At 59.8% G+C, this 16,945-nt stretch carries 15 protein-coding genes; 8 read left to right on the top strand and 7 right to left on the bottom strand.

Going from position 1 to position 16,945, the window contains the following annotated elements; genetic code table 11:
• Nucleotides 1-15: 15 nt before the first annotated feature.
• Nucleotides 16-822, bottom strand: coding sequence for a thioesterase family protein (locus tag ACXAGD_RS03610; RefSeq protein WP_475208536.1), 807 nt, complete (start codon nucleotides 820-822; stop codon nucleotides 16-18).
• A gap of 135 nt (nucleotides 823-957) precedes the next feature.
• On the opposite strand from ACXAGD_RS03610, the gene ACXAGD_RS03605 reads away from it, so the two are divergent.
• A complete protein-coding gene (locus tag ACXAGD_RS03605) occupies nucleotides 958-1,893 on the top strand; it encodes a 2-hydroxyacid dehydrogenase (protein WP_475208535.1) in 936 nt (311 codons plus the stop codon).
• A 7-nt stretch (nucleotides 1,894-1,900) separates the two neighbouring features.
• Here the strand turns inward: ACXAGD_RS03605 and ACXAGD_RS03600 are convergent, their stop codons facing one another.
• Entirely contained in the window at nucleotides 1,901-2,257 is a 357-nt protein-coding gene (locus tag ACXAGD_RS03600; RefSeq protein ID WP_475208533.1) for a hypothetical protein, read from the bottom strand.
• Nucleotides 2,258-2,432: 175 nt separating this feature from the next.
• Between ACXAGD_RS03600 and ACXAGD_RS03595 the strand changes: the two genes are divergently transcribed.
• The 3 genes from ACXAGD_RS03595 to ACXAGD_RS03585 all read left to right on the top strand — a co-directional run bounded on the left by ACXAGD_RS03595 (nucleotide 2,433) and on the right by ACXAGD_RS03585 (nucleotide 4,720).
• Nucleotides 2,433-3,266, top strand: a complete 834-nt coding sequence (locus tag ACXAGD_RS03595) for a bifunctional allantoicase/(S)-ureidoglycine aminohydrolase (protein ID WP_475208531.1) — start codon at nucleotides 2,433-2,435, stop codon at nucleotides 3,264-3,266.
• A gap of 89 nt (nucleotides 3,267-3,355) precedes the next feature.
• Nucleotides 3,356-3,679, top strand: a complete 324-nt coding sequence (locus tag ACXAGD_RS03590) for a hypothetical protein (protein WP_475208530.1) — start codon at nucleotides 3,356-3,358, stop codon at nucleotides 3,677-3,679.
• A 54-nt stretch (nucleotides 3,680-3,733) separates the two neighbouring features.
• Nucleotides 3,734-4,720, top strand: coding sequence for a type I glyceraldehyde-3-phosphate dehydrogenase (locus ACXAGD_RS03585; RefSeq protein WP_475208529.1), 987 nt, complete (start codon nucleotides 3,734-3,736; stop codon nucleotides 4,718-4,720).
• A 100-nt stretch (nucleotides 4,721-4,820) separates the two neighbouring features.
• On the opposite strand, the gene ACXAGD_RS03580 is transcribed toward ACXAGD_RS03585, so the two are convergent.
• On the bottom strand, nucleotides 4,821-5,309 hold the full coding sequence (locus tag ACXAGD_RS03580) for an ureidoglycolate lyase (protein WP_475208528.1): 489 nt from the start codon (nucleotides 5,307-5,309) through the stop codon (nucleotides 4,821-4,823).
• Nucleotides 5,306-6,724, bottom strand: a complete 1,419-nt coding sequence (gene puuE / locus ACXAGD_RS03575; protein WP_475208527.1) for an allantoinase PuuE — start codon at nucleotides 6,722-6,724, stop codon at nucleotides 5,306-5,308. Before puuE ends, ACXAGD_RS03580 begins: the two co-directional genes overlap by 4 nt.
• 161 nt (nucleotides 6,725-6,885) lie before the next feature.
• Between puuE and uraH the strand changes: the two genes are divergently transcribed.
• Nucleotides 6,886-7,242 (top strand): hydroxyisourate hydrolase, encoded by a 357-nt coding sequence (gene uraH, locus ACXAGD_RS03570; RefSeq protein WP_475208526.1) that lies wholly within the window; start codon nucleotides 6,886-6,888, stop codon nucleotides 7,240-7,242.
• A 50-nt stretch (nucleotides 7,243-7,292) separates the two neighbouring features.
• Here uraH and ACXAGD_RS03565 read toward each other — a convergent pair whose 3' ends face one another.
• Nucleotides 7,293-8,213 carry a LysR family transcriptional regulator gene (locus ACXAGD_RS03565; RefSeq protein ID WP_475208525.1) on the bottom strand — a complete coding sequence of 307 codons (921 nt, stop codon included), beginning with the start codon at nucleotides 8,211-8,213 and terminating at the stop codon, nucleotides 7,293-7,295.
• A gap of 96 nt (nucleotides 8,214-8,309) precedes the next feature.
• On the opposite strand from ACXAGD_RS03565, the gene ACXAGD_RS03560 reads away from it, so the two are divergent.
• The 3 genes from ACXAGD_RS03560 (at nucleotide 8,310) to ACXAGD_RS03550 (ending at nucleotide 15,560) form a co-directional block, all read left to right on the top strand.
• Nucleotides 8,310-9,533, top strand: coding sequence for a urate hydroxylase PuuD (locus ACXAGD_RS03560; protein ID WP_475208524.1), 1,224 nt, complete (start codon nucleotides 8,310-8,312; stop codon nucleotides 9,531-9,533).
• A gap of 145 nt (nucleotides 9,534-9,678) precedes the next feature.
• The gene (locus ACXAGD_RS03555; protein WP_475208521.1) at nucleotides 9,679-11,481 is read left to right on the top strand and encodes an autotransporter assembly complex protein TamA; all 1,803 of its coding nucleotides are present in this window, start codon (nucleotides 9,679-9,681) and stop codon (nucleotides 11,479-11,481) included.
• A complete protein-coding gene (locus tag ACXAGD_RS03550) occupies nucleotides 11,478-15,560 on the top strand; it encodes a translocation/assembly module TamB domain-containing protein (RefSeq protein WP_475208520.1) in 4,083 nt (1,360 codons plus the stop codon). Before ACXAGD_RS03555 ends, ACXAGD_RS03550 begins: the two co-directional genes overlap by 4 nt.
• Here the strand turns inward: ACXAGD_RS03550 and ACXAGD_RS03545 are convergent.
• Together ACXAGD_RS03545 and ACXAGD_RS03540 are read right to left on the bottom strand one after the other, a co-directional pair.
• Complete coding sequence (locus ACXAGD_RS03545; protein WP_475208519.1) at nucleotides 15,554-16,072, bottom strand: thioesterase family protein; 519 nt, start codon at nucleotides 16,070-16,072, stop codon at nucleotides 15,554-15,556. The genes ACXAGD_RS03550 and ACXAGD_RS03545 overlap by 7 nt on opposite strands.
• The gene (locus tag ACXAGD_RS03540; RefSeq protein WP_475208518.1) at nucleotides 16,065-16,853 is read right to left on the bottom strand and encodes a cyclase family protein; all 789 of its coding nucleotides are present in this window, start codon (nucleotides 16,851-16,853) and stop codon (nucleotides 16,065-16,067) included. The genes ACXAGD_RS03545 and ACXAGD_RS03540 overlap by 8 nt, the downstream gene beginning before the upstream one ends.
• Between the last annotated feature and the right edge of the window lie 92 nt (nucleotides 16,854-16,945).

Here is a 16,945-nt window from a genome sequence, read left to right as displayed (position 1 = left end):
AAACCGGCCCACAGATCAGGTTGGTGGGAACAGAATAATTGTTTGCAAGGCCGTGCCCACCGGCCCTTCGGTGTCATAGAGAACCGATTGAGACATCCCGATTCCTGAGGGTTGCCAATGGCTGATCGATTCTGAGGCCAACCAGTCCGACACGGGCTCACGATGAATCTGGACCGTTAGATCGGTGTTCATGAACCCCATCTCACGCGTCGGCGCGTTCCACGAGATGCCATTGCCGCAATCGGCCAGCGGGCACAGGGCCTGTATCGGCGACGGAGCCTCTCCCTCCAACAGGGTCGGGACACGCATCCAGACAGTTTTGGGGCCTGCGTCCTGATTGCCGTTTTTCGGATACAACACGTCCGAATGATTGGCGAAGCCGGGTAAATCGTGGCGCACCTCACCGATCGGGAACGGGCCGGTCACCGCGTCTTCCAACCGAGGTGGAACCATCTTCACATTCGGAACTTGGCCCAGATCTCGGCGTACCAGATGCATCGTTGTAGCCGTCGCGCAGAGCCTGTCGTCCAAATCATGTACGGTGACCCGCGTGGTCGCCAGCGTCTTTGTATGGCGCGTGGTTTCCGCAGCCACCCGCAACCCCGCCAACGGTTGTGGCCGCAACAGATCGACCGTCAGACGGGTCAGCATCTTCTCGGGCCCAACCTCGGTTTCCGCCGCGCGCACGATCAGGCCGCTGACTGGCCCCGCGTGGCAATGATCGGCAGACCACGGCCCGCGCGCAGGATCATTGCCGATAAAAGCTCCGTCATCGCGCAAGTGGAAATAAGCCTGCCGGCTTTGCTCTGATGTGCCGTTCATCGACTGCCTCAAGTGTTTTCTGATCACCCGCCCCAGACCGGGCTTTACCTTCGGCCCGAGAATGACTTAGCTGCGTGGAAAATGTCCAGTTCAACGACGGGGCATAACGCAATTTGAAGCAGTGGGAGGTGCGACATGGCGTTGTTGATCGAAACCGGGCTGTCTGACTGGATCAGCGACAGCGATATCGCCCGTGATATCCAGCGGCAATATCCGGACGCGGATGTGCGGACGCCGGACAATTTGGGCAATCCCGCCGACATCACCATGGTCGCCGTGGTAGGGCTGAGAAACGACCACCCCGAACGCCTACCCAATTTACAACTGGTGCAAAAACTGGGCGCCGGCGTTGAGACCATCGTCAGCAACCCCTACCTGCCCAGCCATGTGCGCGTGGCGCGGTTGAAGCCGGATGCTCCTGCACAGGAAATCGCCGAATGGTTCGTGGGCTACGTCCTGCGCCATCAGCGCCACATGGTCTTTCACGAGGCCGCCCAGCGCCGCGCGGAATGGCTGCCCAAGGCGCCGCTCTATGCGCCCGAAACCGTAGTCGGCGTTCTTGGGCTGGGCCATATCGGTGCACGCAGCGCTAAAATGCTGCGCGCAATCGGGTTTCAGGTCATGGGTTGGAGTCGTTCGCCCAAACAGATTGAAGGCGTGACCTGCCTGCACGGCGACACAGCCCTGCCCGAACTGCTGGGCCAGTGCGATCATGTCTGTTCGATTCTGCCCTCGACCCCTCAGACCATTGGGCTGTTCGATGCCCGGATGCTGGCCGCGATGAAACCTGGCAGCCAGCTGTTGAATGCGGGCCGGGGCGATCTGATTGACGAAAATGCACTGATGGCTGCGCTGGACCAAGGCACGCCGGGCCACGCGGTGCTGGATGTGACCTCGGCCGAACCGCTGCCGTCTGACAACCCGCTTTGGACGCATCCCGGCGTTACCATCACACCGCATGTCTCTGGCTGGCATCTGGGCAACGCGCTGTCAGATGTCGGTGAAAACTTTCAACGGCTGAGCGTTGGGGACCCTCTGCTGCACGAGGTCGACAGGGCGCGCGGTTACTGATCCCGGATCAGGGCGTCAGGATCCAGTTGCCGCCCGCATCGCGGCAGCGGCGGGTCCTGACCTCTCGGGTCTGATCCGCCCCTTCGGGCTGAATAAAGTGCTGCAAGTGCACGCAGTTGTCACGCACATCGCGCACTCGGACCGTGCCTTTCGATCCGGTGTCGTCATTCACCCAGGTGCTTTCTTCGCCTACGCGGGGCGTACCATCCGCCAACATTGCAGCCGAGGTTGCGCTCAAAATTTCAAAGTCCGCCGGACTCAGGCCCATATCCGCAATGATTCGGGAAATTGTTTGGGCTTGAGCGATTGGGGCCGATCCCAACATCGCGACCGCCAACAGTGTAGAAGAAATCCAGGCTTTCATGTGCGCCTCGCCTTGCTGAAATAGATTTGCATTCAAGAATATACCGCCCGCGAACCGGGGCCAAGCCCCGTTGAGCGACCTTCAAATAATCCCGAACAAACCTATTTCTACACCGCCGCTAGGACCGGTGCGGCAATCCCCGCATAGTGCCCCAATCACCAAGCAGAGGCATCCAATGGCAAACCCCACCTACTACGCGCCCACCGGCGGCCACCCCGGTCAGGACCAGCTTTTGACCGACCGCGCCATGTTCACCGAGGCCTATGCGGTGATCCCAAAAGGCACGATGCGCGACATCGTCACCAGCGCGCTGCCGTTCTGGGACAAAACCCGGCTCTGGGTGCTGTCTCGCCCCCTCAGCGGATTTGCCGAGACGTTTTCGCAATACATCATGGAGGTCCAGCCGGGCGGTGGCAGCGACAGACCCGAGACCGACCCGCAAGCGCAAGGCGTGCTGTTTGTCGTCGATGGCGCGGTGACGTTGACGCTGGGCGACGAGGCGCACCCGCTGGGCACAGGCGGATATGCCTATATTCCAGCGGGTTCAGACTGGACCCTGCACAATAACACCGACGAAACCGCCCGCTTCCACTGGGTCCGCAAAGCCTACGAGGCCGTTGCCGGCCTGCCCGCCCCTGATCCAATCATCACCAATGAACGCGACGTGACCCCCGTCGAGATGCCCGGCACCGAGGGCCGCTGGTCCACCACCCGTTTTGCCGACCCGCAGGACCTGCGCCACGACATGCACGTGAACATCGTCAATTTCGAGCCCGGCGGCGTGATCCCTTTTGCCGAAACGCATGTGATGGAACATGGCCTCTATGTTCTTGAAGGTAAGGCCGTTTACCGGCTCAACCAGGATTGGGTTGAGGTCGAGGCCGGCGATTACATGTGGCTGCGCGCCTTCTGCCCGCAGGCCTGCTATGCAGGCGGTCCGGGACGATTCCGTTACCTGCTCTACAAGGACGTAAACCGACACATGCCGCTGTCCCTGCCTAAACGCTGACGCCAAATCGGCTTTTTCCGGCGCGGGGGTTCACAGATGCGCTTTAATCTGGTGAAATAACACCGGTTTTTAGCACTGGAGATTGTTCAATGGTACTGCGCGGATCGATGCTGGCACTGGCAGCTGTAGTTGGCCTATCGGCCCTGGAGGCAACCCCTGTTGCAGCCAGAGAGGAAACCAAATCGGTATTCGTCATGAGCCGCACATGGGCCGTTACAAAGGTTTCAGACTCTCCGGTCGTGTATCGCGCCACCCGCGACAACAACAACCTGAACCCGTTTGGCCCACCGCCGCGCCTGCGCACCATTCAGGCGATGGCGGCCATTCAGGCGGCAACTGGATGCAAGGCGCTCCGGTCCAGTATGTATCAAAACATCTCAGGTCAGTTCTTCTCGCAGGTCAGCTGCAACTGACCTCAGGTCGAAACGGGCATTGAGGTCGACGCGACCCGCTGCCATAGCTTGCGCATGAAACTTGCGATCAACGGATTCGGCCGCATCGGCCGCACGATCCTGCGGCAGCTGCTGGCTTTGCCGCAAGACAGTGATGTTGAATTGGTGCTGATCAACGATATCGCACCACTTGAAACCTGTGCCTATCTATTCAAATACGACAGCACCTTCGGGCCCTACCCTGGCGCGGTTGAGGCCGGTGACGAAGTATTGTTGATCGACGGACGCTCGATCCCCGTCACCCACAGCCCGGACCTGTCCAGCATAGACCTGACCGGCGTTGACGTTCTAATGGACTGCACCGGCGTCGCACGCACCTCGGACGTAGCCGGACAGGGGCTGACTGCCGGGGCGGGCAAAGTGTTGATCTCTGGGCCATCGCCTGCCACCGAAGTGACCATCGTCCTGGGTGCGAATGAAGGGCAGTTGGGTAACGCACGGATCGTGTCGAACGCCTCGTGCACCACCAACGGGCTTGCGCCACTGGTCAAGGTGGTGGACGGGATCGCAGGCATCGCCTCGGCCCATATGACAACGATCCATTGCTATACCAACAGCCAGCCCATGGTGGACGCGCCGCGCGGCGATCTCGCCAGGTCGCGCGCCGGGGCGCTGTCCATGGTTCCTACGACAACCAGCGCCACGCATCTGATTGATGAGGTCATGCCCCATCTTGCTGGCCGTATCTCGGGCGCAGCGGTGCGCGTCCCAACCGCCAGCGTCTCCGCCGTCGATCTGGTCGCAACCCTGAACCGCGGCATGTCCGCCACCGAGTTTGAGGCCGAACTGCGAAAGGCGATTGCACACTCCCCCGTTTTGGGCTGGACCGACCACCCGCTGGTATCGTCGGACTTGCGGACCAGACCTGAATCACTGGTCGTCGCTGGCCCCGAAACACGCATGGTCGGCGAAAATCAGGTCCGCATCTTCGGCTGGTACGACAACGAGTGGGGCTTTTCCGCGCGGATGCTTGATGTCGCGCGCCTGATGGCACAACCCTGATCCTCGCGAAACCGCAGCAGGCGGGCTTGCACGCGCGCTGCCCGGCCCAACGGGCCCCAAGCATCTTTGATGCGCAAGGGGCTGGGCGGGAGAGCCGGTATTAACTGGCCACCACCTCATACGGCTCGTCGAACCACACCTCTTCCAGATTGGCCCCCTCGCCGATCCGATCGACAACCGCAAACAGACCCGGCGCATGCAGCGGGGTCAGCACGCCGTGCCATGTGCCCCGATGATAATTCACCGCCTGCCCGGGCGCGGTGACAAATGCCAAAGGCTCTCCCGGCTGCCCGCCCACATCGGGTGCGACGATGACCAGAAATGGGTGTTGCGTCATCGGGATGAAGGCCTGACTGCCCTCGGGGTGCCGCTCTACCATATCTAGCCGATACGGAAAGCTGCGCGCATTGGCATCGAATAGGCTGATCCCCGCGCGTCCGTCAGAAAAATCCAGCCCAGCGCGATCATGATACCGGCCACACTGCCCCTGATTGATAATCTTGTCCGGCTCCCCCTCGACCTCCAGCACATCGCCAAACGGCGCGAAAGCCTCGGCGGTCAGCGGCGCGGCAACGATCCGGCGGCTCATGCGGGCAACACGTCCTGCAAACGGAACTCTGCGATCCGTTCGACCTGACGGCAGGCCTCGGCGAACTCCGTAGCGCGATCCTGTTCGATCCGACGCTGGAACGCTTGTAGGATCGAGGCCTTATTGTGATCGCGCACTGCAATTATGAAAGGAAACCCAAACGTCTCTGTGTAGCGCTGGTTCAGATCGGTGAAGGCTGCATGCTCTTCATCCGTCAAAGCGTCCAACCCGGCCGAGGCCTGCTCGGACGTGCTTTCCTGCGTCAAACGCTTGGCTTGCGCCAGCTTGCCCGCCAAATCCGGGTGCGCGGTCAACACGCCCAGACGTTCCTCGTCCGAGGCCGAGCGGAACATGCGGGACAGCGCGTTGTGCAACCCGCCCGCCGTGTCATGAGCCGGTCCAAGTTCCAGATCAAAGGCACGCTCCGCGATCCAAGCGGAATGCTCAAAAATGCCCCCATACGCCGCTACAAACTCATCACGTTCCATCTGCGAAGGCTTCGGATGCTGCACCGGGGGATGCTGCGTCGCCCAATGTTCCGCAATCTGCAACCGCGTCGCAAACCAGACATCCGAAAACCCACGCGCATAGTCCAAAAACCGCTTCAATGCCTTCACCCGCCCTGGCCGCCCAATCAGGCGGCAATGCAACCCGATCGACAGCATCTTGGGCGCTCCCGTCTCACCTTCCGCATAAAGTGCATCAAAACTGTCCTTGAGATAGGTGTAGAACTGATCGCCCGAGTTGAACCCCTGCGGCGTGGCAAAGCGCATGTCGTTGCAATCCAAAGTGTATGGCACGATCAACTGATCCCGCCCGCCGGTCTGCATCCAATAGGGAAGATCATCGGCATAGGTATCGGCCACATAGTCAAAACCGCCCTCTTCAGCCACCAGCCGAACGGTATTCTCGGAACAGCGCCCGGTGTACCAGCCGCGCGGGCGTTCACCCACGACCTCGGTGTGCAGCCGGATGGCCGCGTCGATCTGCGCACGTTCCTCATCCTCGGGCATGTCCTTGTGTTCGATCCATTTCAGACCATGGCTGGCAATTTCCCAACCTGCCGACTTCATCGCCGAAACCTGATCCGGCGAGCGAGCCAGCGCCGTTGCCACGCCATAAACCGTGATCGGCAAGTCCTGCATCAACCGATGCAAACGCCAAAATCCCGCGCGCGATCCGTATTCATAGATCGACTCCATATTCCAGTGGCGCTGCCCGGGCCATGCCGCAACACCCACGATTTCGGACAGGAACGCCTCGGACGCGGGATCCCCGTGCAGGATGTTGTTCTCGCCGCCCTCTTCATAATTCAGCACGATCTGTACGGCCAACTTGGCCCCGCCGGGCCATTTGGCCTCGGGCGGGTTGGCTCCATATCCGATCATGTCACGAGGGTATCGAGGCGGCTGCATGGCATCTTCCGTTCTTTTGTGTTTTGTCAGCCTTAGCCCAGAAACGCGCGGTTGATTATCAAACTAATCCGAACGCTGTTTCCGGTTCTTTCGGCATTTCCACTGTTTCGAACTTTGCGCCACACTGCGACAAAGCGAAAGGCAAATCAAAGGAGGCCCTCGTGGCAGGTTATCTGACAACCCACGTTCTGGACACGGCACGCGGCTGCCCGGCCCAAGGGCTGCGGATCGCCCTGTATGAAATCACCGGGGAAGACCGCCGCAAACTGGCCGAGACCGAAACCAATTCCGACGGCCGCACCAACAGTCCGATCCTACCGCAGGAGGATTTCAAAACAGGCAGCTACGAGTTGGTTTTCTTTGCCGGAGACTACTTACGTGCGTCAGGTCAAGCCGCCGAGGACCCTCTGTTTCTGGATCAGGTGCCGATCCGTTTCGGCATGTCTGACGCCGAAGCGCACTATCATGTGCCCTTGTTGCTGTCGCCCTACGGCTACTCGACCTATCGCGGCAGCTGAAGAAAAACCGTAGGGTGTCCGCAGGGCGCAATGAGGGGCGGGAGCCGTTGCTAGTTTGAAGTTTCGGAACTTCGTACAACCTTGCCAATCCGGGCGATCATGAAGTCCATGAACAGGCGCGCCTTAGGGTCCTGATGGCGACGGTGGGTATACAGGCAGGCCATCTGCACTGGAACCGGAGGTGTCTCGGCCGCAACGGGCACCAGTCGCCCGGCCTTTAGGTGTTCGGACACTTCAAAAACTGGCTTCATCGCAATGCCTTGTCCCGACAGGGCCCAATCGGTCAGCACATCGCCATCATCACATTCGAAACGGCCCGACACTGCGAAACGCCTCGGCCCTTCGGGTGTCTCCAACTGCCACTGAAACTCTGTTGCGCCGGGAAAGCGCAGGTTCAGGCACTCGTGCTTGCCCGCGATCAGGTCGGCCCCTGTCTGTGGCATCCCCCGTCGCTGCACGTAGTCGGGCGCTGCACAAAGCACCCTTTGGCAGTCGGCGATCTTGCGGATGCGCAGGGTGCTGTCCTCGGGCTGACCAATGAAAAACGCCAGGTCCAACCCTTCAGTCGTCAGATCCACCAACCGATCTGTCAGACGCAAACGCACATCGATCTCGGGGTATTCCTCCAGAAAATCAGGTACATGCGGAGCCAGCAGCCTACGCCCGACCCCTAATGGTGCAGCGACAAATAACGACCCGCGCGGTGCTTCGGTCAGGTGAACGACCTGCGCCTCGGCCTCATCCACGGCGTCCAGAACCGCCACCGCGCCGGGATAGAATGCACGGCCCTGCTCGGTCGGGCTGAGGTTGCGCGTGGTGCGCTGGAACAGGCGCACACCCAGATGATCTTCAAGCTGCGATATCCGCGCCGAGGTCACAGCAGGCGAAATCCTCAAATCGCGGCCAGCAGCAGACATGCTGCCCAGATCGTAGACACGAACAAACGTGCGGATATTGTCGAGATAGGACATCTTATCGTTTTTTTTGATACAGTTTGACAATATACGGGAATACCGAAGAAAAGCCCGTTTGCCTAGTGTGGCGATAACTTACCGGAGAGACCTCTCATGTTCGAATTCGCCGTGTTCTGGGATTGGATGGCATTTGCCGTGCGCTGGCTGCACGTCATCACCGCGATCGCCTGGATCGGATCGTCCTTCTACTTCATCGCTTTGGACCTAGGCCTGAACCGCGACATCCCCGGCCCGGCGGATGGCGAGGAATGGCAAGTGCATGGCGGTGGCTTCTATCACATCCAGAAATACCTGGTCGCGCCCGAGCGGATGCCGGACCACCTGACCTGGTTCAAATGGGAAAGCTACGCCACTTGGCTCAGCGGCGCGGGGCTTTTGATGATCATATACTGGGTCGGCGGAGAGCTATATCTGATCGACGCAGAAAAGGCCGATTTGGCGCTGTGGCAGGGCATCCTGATCTCGGCCGCGTCGCTGACCGTTGGCTGGCTGATCTACGACTTCCTATGCAAATCCGGGCTGGGCGAGCGCCCGACCCTGCTGATGGTGCTGCTGTTTATTCTGCTGGTGGCGATGGGCTGGGGCTATAACCAGATCTTCACGGGCCGTGCGATGATGCTGCATCTGGGGGCCTTCACCGCAACGATCATGACGGCAAACGTGTTCTTCATCATCATGCCGAACCAGCGCATTGTGGTGGATGACCTGAAAAACGGCCGCACACCGGACCCGAAATACGGCAAGATCGCCAAGCTGCGGTCGACCCACAACAACTACCTGACGTTGCCCGTCGTATTCCTGATGTTGTCAAACCACTACCCGCTGGCCTTTGCCACCGAGTATAACTGGATCATCGCGGCGCTGGTGTTCCTGATGGGCGTCACCATCCGACACTACTTCAACACCCGCCACGCCCGCGCTGGCAACCCGACCTGGACCTGGGCCGCCACCGCCATTCTGTTCATCGCCATCATGTGGCTTTCCACCGCACCGATGTACAAGCCGTTGGAAGAGGCAGAAGCTCAACCGCTGACGCCCTATGAACAGAAATTCGCAGCAGCAGACGGGTTTGCAGAGGCACATGACGTCGTTCTGGGCCGTTGCTCAATGTGCCACGCCCGCGAACCGGTGTGGGAGGGCATTCAGTGGGCCCCCAAAGGGGTCTTGCTGGAAACCGAAGGCGATATCGCCCGCAATGCCAAACAAATCTACCTGCAAGCGGGCATCAGCCACGCTATGCCCCCCGCGAACGTCACCTATATGGAACCCGAAGACCGCGACGCGATTATCCGCTGGTTCCGCAATGCCGGGTCCTGACCACAACAGGGCCGGTTAATTCGGCGTTGTTTTCGATAAGTTCTTTCCCTGCGTGGAAACTGATGCTCTAACATGAATGTAATGAGCCGTTGCTTTGCATAAAACGGCGAAATTGATTTCGACTTGGGGCAGTTGGAGCCATTCGATGCAGGGAAGCAGGCCAAACGGCTTTGTGAAATATTGCCTTCTTGGCGCGATCTTCGCTCTGCCTTCGCCTTTGGCCGCGCTGGAAACGACGCTGTCCGCGCCCGGTGCCCCGAAAGAGCTGATCGAACGCATCGAGGAAACGTCCTCGGTCGCGACCGCAGAAGACAGGGGGCTGGATACGCCGCTAGAGATCCTCTCTGCCGCGTTGTCAGATTACCGCACCATTGTTCAAATTCTGTATGACGAGGGCTATTTCAGCCCTGTCGTCAGCATCAAGCTGGATGGGCAGGAAGCTGCGGACATGAGCTCGCTGACAGTGCCCAATGCGATCAACCGCGCTGTGATCACTGTGAATACTGGCCCAACCTTCACTTTCGGGACTGCTATCGTTGAGCCGGTCGCGCCGGGCACCACCCTGCCCGAAGAGTTTGCACCCGGGAAACTGGCCACGACCGGCGCCATCCAACAGGCGGCTTCGGCCGGGGTGCAAGGCTGGCGCGATACCGGGCACGCAAAGGCCAAGGTCGAGGGCCAGAAGGTCATTGCCCGCCACGCGCAAGATCGGCTGGACGCCGAGATCGACCTGGCACCAGGGCCGCAGTTGGTCTTTGGCAAGATGATCATCAAGGGCGATACCGATGTTCGTTACCGGTCGATCGAAAAGATCGCCGGTTTCCCCTCGGGAGAGGTATTTTCACCAGCGAAAATCCAGAAGGTTGGCACGCGCCTGCGCCGTACCGGCACGTTCAGCGTCGTGTCTATCGAGGAACATGAAACTCCAAATCCGGATGGCACGCTGGATTTCGATGCCACGTTTGAAGACATGCCCAAGCGCCGCCTGACCTTCGGGATCGAGGCGGCGTCCAACGCAGGGCTAGACATCACCGCAACCTGGACACATCGCAACGTGTTCCGCCGCGCTGAACGGCTGCGGTTCGAAGCTGCACTGCGCAACATCGGCGGGTCCGAAGACCTTGACGGCCGTATCGGTCTGCGTCTGGATCAGCCCGACCGGCTAGGTCCGGATGACAACACCTTCTGGAGCGCATTGCTGGAGCGGCGCAACACCGACAACTACAATGTCACCATCGCTTCGTTGGCCTATGGTGCGCGGCGTACCTTTTCCGACCGGCTTTATGCCGAAGCGTCAGCCGGTTTCCAGTGGTCGGATGCGGATGACGCCTATGGCACTGGCCGAAAGTTCCGGTATTTTATCATTCCGCTCCGGTCTGAATGGGATCAGCGCGACAGCAAAGTCAGCGCGACCCGTGGGTTCTATCTGGACGCGCAAGCCATGCCCTTCGTCGGGTTTTCGGGTACGGACACCGGCATCCGGTTATTCGGTGACGCACGCGCCTATACCAGCCTGAGCACAGGCGGTCGGATCGTTTTGGCCGGTCGCGCTCAGATCGGTTCGGTGATCGGGCCTTCGCCCAGCAACGTGACACCGGATTTCCTGTTTTTCTCGGGTGGTGCAGGAACTGTGCGCGGGCAACCCTATGAAAGCCTCGGTATTCCGGTCAACGGTGGCGTCGCCGGGGGCAAATCCTTCCTCGGGCTGTCTGGTGAGGTCCGCGGAAAGATCACAGACACAATTTCCCTTGTTGGGTTTTATGATTTCGGTACCGTGGACACGTCATCCTTTATCGGCAGTGGCGCGGAGTACCATTCGGGCGCCGGTCTTGGCGTTCGGTATGATCTGGGTGGGTTCGGCCCGCTGCGTCTGGACCTTGCGCTGCCTGTGCAGGGCGACACTGGCGACGGGCTGCAATTCTATATCGGGATCGGACAGGCATTTTGATACGGCGCTATGCATATCCTGTTGTGGCCACGGTCCTGATCGTGACCGCCCCGCCTGTGACCGCGCAAGAGGATGATGGCGGCGGCAGTATGCTGGAGCGGTTCCTGCAAGACACGCTGTCGGGCGACGATCAAAACGTCACCGTTAAGGGCCTGCAAGGGGCGCTGAGCGCGCGCGCCACGATTCAAGAGATCACTGTTTCGGACGATGAAGGGATCTGGCTGACCATCAAGGATGCCGAACTGGACTGGAACCGGCTGGCCCTGATCCGCGGCCGATTTTCAGTCAATGCCCTGACCGCGCAAGAGATCGACATCGCCCGCGCCCCTGGCACTACCACCAAAGAGGCATCGCCCCCTTCGGTCGAAACACAACCCTTTCAACTGCCCGAACTGCCGGTTTCTATTGAGATTGGCGAGATTCGCGTGGATGAGCTGTTATTGGGTGAACCCCTGATCGGAGTCTCTGCCGCGTTGTCGGTGACTGGTAACCTGTCGCTTGCCGATGGCGCGCTGGACACCAATCTCGACATCACCCGTCTGGACCGTGCAGGTGATCGGATAAAGCTGACGGCCGGGTTCCAGAACTCTTCGCGTGAAATCAATCTGGATCTGGACGTGAACGAGGCCGAAGGCGGATTGATTTCGACCGCATTGAAAATCCCCGACAGCCCGCCGATCGGTTTTACGGCCAAAGGTACCGGACCATTGACCGATTTCACCGCCGATATCGCGCTCAGCAGCGACAAGCAGCCTCGGGTAACCGGACAGGTTGAATTGCGGGCCGCGGAAACAGGTGCGGCTGACGGGATCGCCTTTACCGCCGATCTGGGCGGCGATCTGACCCCCTTCCTGGCCGAGGATCTGGACCCATTTTTTGGCCCCAGAACGCGGCTTTTCGTGGATGGTCAGACCAAACCTGAAGGCGCACTAGATATCTCTGATCTGGAGCTGACAACGCAAGCGCTGGACTTGAAGGGTGAGTTGCAGCTGGCCGAAGGCAGCACCCTGCAGCTTGCAGCCTTGCAGGGCCGGATCACGCCACCGGATGGCAATACCGTGGTGCTGCCGGTCGCAGGCGGGGACACCTCGATCGAGGCAGCGCAGGTATCTATGCTGTTCGATCAGAAGAACGGAAACCTGTGGGACCTAAGCCTGACCGCAGACGCGTTTCAGTCGCCACAGGCGAAACTGGACAATGCCCGGATCACCGCGCAGGGCGTTTTGGAACAAGGCGAGGCGTTCACCGTCACCGGCGATCTTCAAGCCATCGTGGACGGAATCGACCTGAACGATCAGGCGTTGAACACCGCTTTGGGCGAACGTCTCACGCTGGACGGTCAGTTCGACTATGGCAGCGATCAATCCCTGAACCTGTCCGGGTTCGAGCTGGTTGGCACCGACTATACGCTTGCGCTGGATGCGCTGATCGACGGGTTGAACAGCGGGCTGACGGTTGACGGATCAGCCACGCTTGACGCGTCGGACCTGTCAAGGTTCTCGGAACTGGCGCAGATGGATTTGGGCGGCGAGGCCTCGGCGCGGGTTGAGGGCAAAGGCTCTCCGCTGGAACGCAGCTTTGACGGCAAAGTGGTGGTCCAGGGCCGCGATCTGGTCACCGGGCGCGACGATATCGATCCGGTCATCAAAGGCGAGACCACGATCACGCTGGATGCCAGCCGTGGCAGCGACGGCATCACCATCCGCGAATTCGACCTGAACAGCGAGGCCGCGCAGGCCCAGGCCAGCGGCGAGGTCACAACTCCTGATGGCAACCTGACCATCGACGGGCAGGCGAGCGTGAATGCGCCGGACCTGTCGGTTTTCTCTGGTCTGGCCAAGCGCGAGCTGGGTGGTGCTTTACAGGCGGAGTTTGATGGCAAGGGCACGGTACAGACGCTGGAATTCGACGGCACGGCCAGCATGACCGGGCAGGATATCAAGACCGGTATGTCCGATATTGATCCGTTGCTGAGCGGCAAAACCGCGATCACTTGGGACGGTGCGCGGACGGCAGATCAGATCGAAATCCGACAGGCGACTGTGAACGGCACCGCCCTGACCGCACAAGTCGCCGCAACGGTTGATGATCCAACCGGCGACCTTGCGGTGGACGGCAAAGCACAGGTGAATGCGCCCGATCTTTCGCTTTTTTCGGGGCTCGCCAAACGGGATCTAGCCGGGGCGATCTCGGCCAATCTTCAGGGCTCTGCCACCCTTGCCGACAAGATATTTGACATTCAGGGCGGCGTGAATGCGGATGACATTCAAACCGGTATCGAATTGGTCGACAAGTTGATCCAGGGCCGCACGACGCTGAACGTCGATGCCGAAAAAAGCGAGGATGGCGTGGATATCCGCACCTTCCGACTGAATGGCACCGCCTTGTCCGCCACCGCATCCGGCAAGCTGGACCGTGACGCCGGCGGGTTGAGCTTTACCGCGCAGCTCGACGATGTGTCCCGTATCCTCACCACGATGTCCGGACCACTGACACTGGACGGTAACGTCGCACCAAACAGATCAGGGCTTGAGGGCACCATGCGGCTGAGCGGGCCGGACAGTTCTTACGCGGAACTGAAGGGAACCGTAGACACAGACGGCACAGCAGATGTGGATTTCGACGCCAAGCTGAACAAGATCGAACGTTTTGCGCCCGAATTCCCCGGCACCATCGCGGCAACCGGCAACGCCAAGCGCAAAAACGGTGTCTGGACGATCGACAGTTCGGCCAATGGCCCGGCTGAAATCAGCAGCACGGTCAAAGGCACTTTCGATGAAACATCGGGTGAGGCTGACTTGCAGGCGCAGGGTGGCATCAATCTGGGTATCGCCAACCTCTTTATCTCGCCCAACAAGATCGACGGGCAAGCCCGGCACAATCTGCGCCTAAAAGGCAAACCCGCGCTTGAGTCGCTCAGCGGGTCTATCACAACCTCGGGTACGTCACTGGCAATCCCGAATATCGGGCAAACGGTCACAGGCATCAGCGGTTCCGTCGAGTTGGCACAAAGCCGGGCCACGATTTCGCTCAGTGGCGGGATGCGAGCCGGCGGCAACTTTACCATCTCGGGCCCTGTGGACTTAACACCACCACTCAATGCGAATATCGTTGCGCGTCTCAACCAACTCGTGCTGACCGACCAGCTGCTGTATGAAACCACCCTGGACGGTGAGATTGCCATGACCGGTGCGCTGGCAGGCGACAGCGCCATTTCCGGGCAAATCACTTTCGAAGAGACCAACATCAACCTCGCCGCTGCGGCCGGCGCTGTTGGGGCGGCGCCGATCCCCGAGATCGAACACATCAACGAAAGCCGGGCCGGTTACATCACCCGCGAACGCGCACGGCTGATCGTTGAGGAAGGGACCAGCCAAAGCGATTCCCGGATCGCGCTGGACATCAGCCTGCTGGCCCCCAAGGCAGTTTTCGTGCGTGGTCGTGGCGTGAATGCCGAGCTGGGTGGAAGCCTGTTCATTCGCGGCACCACAACGTCGGTAATACCATCCGGCCAGATCGAGCTGATCCGCGGTAATTTTGACATTCTTGGCCGGAGGCTTGCCCTGACCAAAGGGATCGTCTCGCTGCAGGGAGACCTGAAACCCTATATCGAGTTCGCCTCGTCAGCCAGCACGTCCGAAGGCACCGCCACGATCGAAATCGCCGGTCCGCTGGATGCACCCGAAGTGAATGTGTTTTCTGACCCCGAACGCCCGGCCGAAGAGGCCTTGGCCATGCTTTTGTTCGGCAATAGTTTCTCGGAACTGTCGCCCTTTGTCATTGCCCAGATGGCGGCCTCGCTTGCCCAACTCAGCGGCGCTGGCGGCGATGCGACAAAAGGCGTTCGTGAGGCAACTGGTCTGGATACGATCGACGTGGGTTCAGCAGAAGGTGGAGGCGGCGTCTTGGGTGCGGGCGCATATCTGAGCGACAATCTCTATACTGACTTCAGCGTCAACACTGAGGGCGACACCGAAGTGAACCTGAACCTTGACGTCACCGATAGTTTCACCGTGCGCGGTACTGTGGACGGGCGCGGCGAAACCGGGCTTGGTGTGTTTTTTCAGCGAGATTACTGACCGCTTCGCCGTATACCAATCGACTGCCCGATCTTCGGCGCAGTCTCCAGCCTCGCGTGATCGCGGACCATGCGGGCCAATCTTTCGATCGCCCAGTCCGGGTAGGGCTCTGATCGTCCAGTTGCGTGGCTGACATTCATGAACAACGCTTCCTGGGTCGCGCAAATCGCGTCGTCTTTTTCTGATAACAACTGCGCAAAATAGTGGCCGCGTTTCTGATCGGAGTCCAACATCCGGATTCGAAAAAAGAACGGCTCGTCCGGCTGAACCTCGCGAAGGAAATTCATGTTGGATTGCAGCACGTAAGGCCCCTGCCCCAACGCCTTGACCTGCACCTCACCCAGCCCAAGGTGATCGACCATCAGCTTCTCCAGCGCCATATCGAAAGCCACGCCGTAATATCCCACGTTCATGTGGCCGTTATAGTCGACCCAATCCGGCAGGACCGAAAACCCCCGCATTTCGACGGGTGCATCATAGGGTCCGTCATGTCCGCTGAGGGGTTTATTCATCACTGTCCTCCTCAAAGATCGCGACAGCCCGGACAAAACCTGCAGATGCCCCTTTGATCTTGAACGGAAAGCACGAGATTTCGAACCCGGTGGGCGGCAGATCTTCGAGGTTGGTCAGCTTTTCGATGTGGCAGTAGCCGATCTCTATCGAGGCGCGATGCCCTTCCCAGATGATCGAGGCATCCTTGGTTTCGGCGTATTCCTGCGCTGTCAGGGGAAAGGGTGCGTCCCAACTCCAGGCATCAGTACCGGTCACCCGCACGCCGCGTTCGGTCAGGTACAAGGTCGCCTCGCGCCCGATCCCGCAACCTTTCATCAAATAGTCGGGCTGGCCGTACCGCGTTCCGGCCGAGGTATTCACAATCACGATATCCAGCGGCTGCAGGTCATGACCGATGCGTTTCAACTCGGCCTCGACATCGGCCGCGGTTGCAACATAGCCATCGTCAAAATGACGAAAATCCAGTTTCACGCCGGGATTCATGCACCATTCTAACGGAACCTCGTCGATGGTGATCGCCCTTTCACCATTGTTCATGGTCGAGTGATGGTGGTACGGCGCATCCAGATGCGTGCCGTTGTGTGTGGCGATCTGCAGCCGCTCGATGGCCCAACCTTCGCCGCCCGGCAGGTCGTCCTTCTGTAGTCCCGGGAAAAAGCCCATGACCTGTTCTGCGGTTTGGTCATGGGTCATGTACTCGATCTCAGGCAGCATGATCGGTGGGTCGGATACGATCCCGGTTTCCAAAGGCACGGACAGATCAACGAAACGGCGGGCCATATGCTTCTCCAACATCAAGTTGGGGACAGGTTTGGCTGTAAGCAACACTCTGTCAAGGAAAGAGAAAAGGCGACCCAGAGGGCCGCCTTTCT

It is taken from the genome of Ruegeria sp. ABF4_144 (genome assembly GCF_056160045.1).
This window is presented reverse-complemented; position numbering and strand designations above follow the sequence as displayed.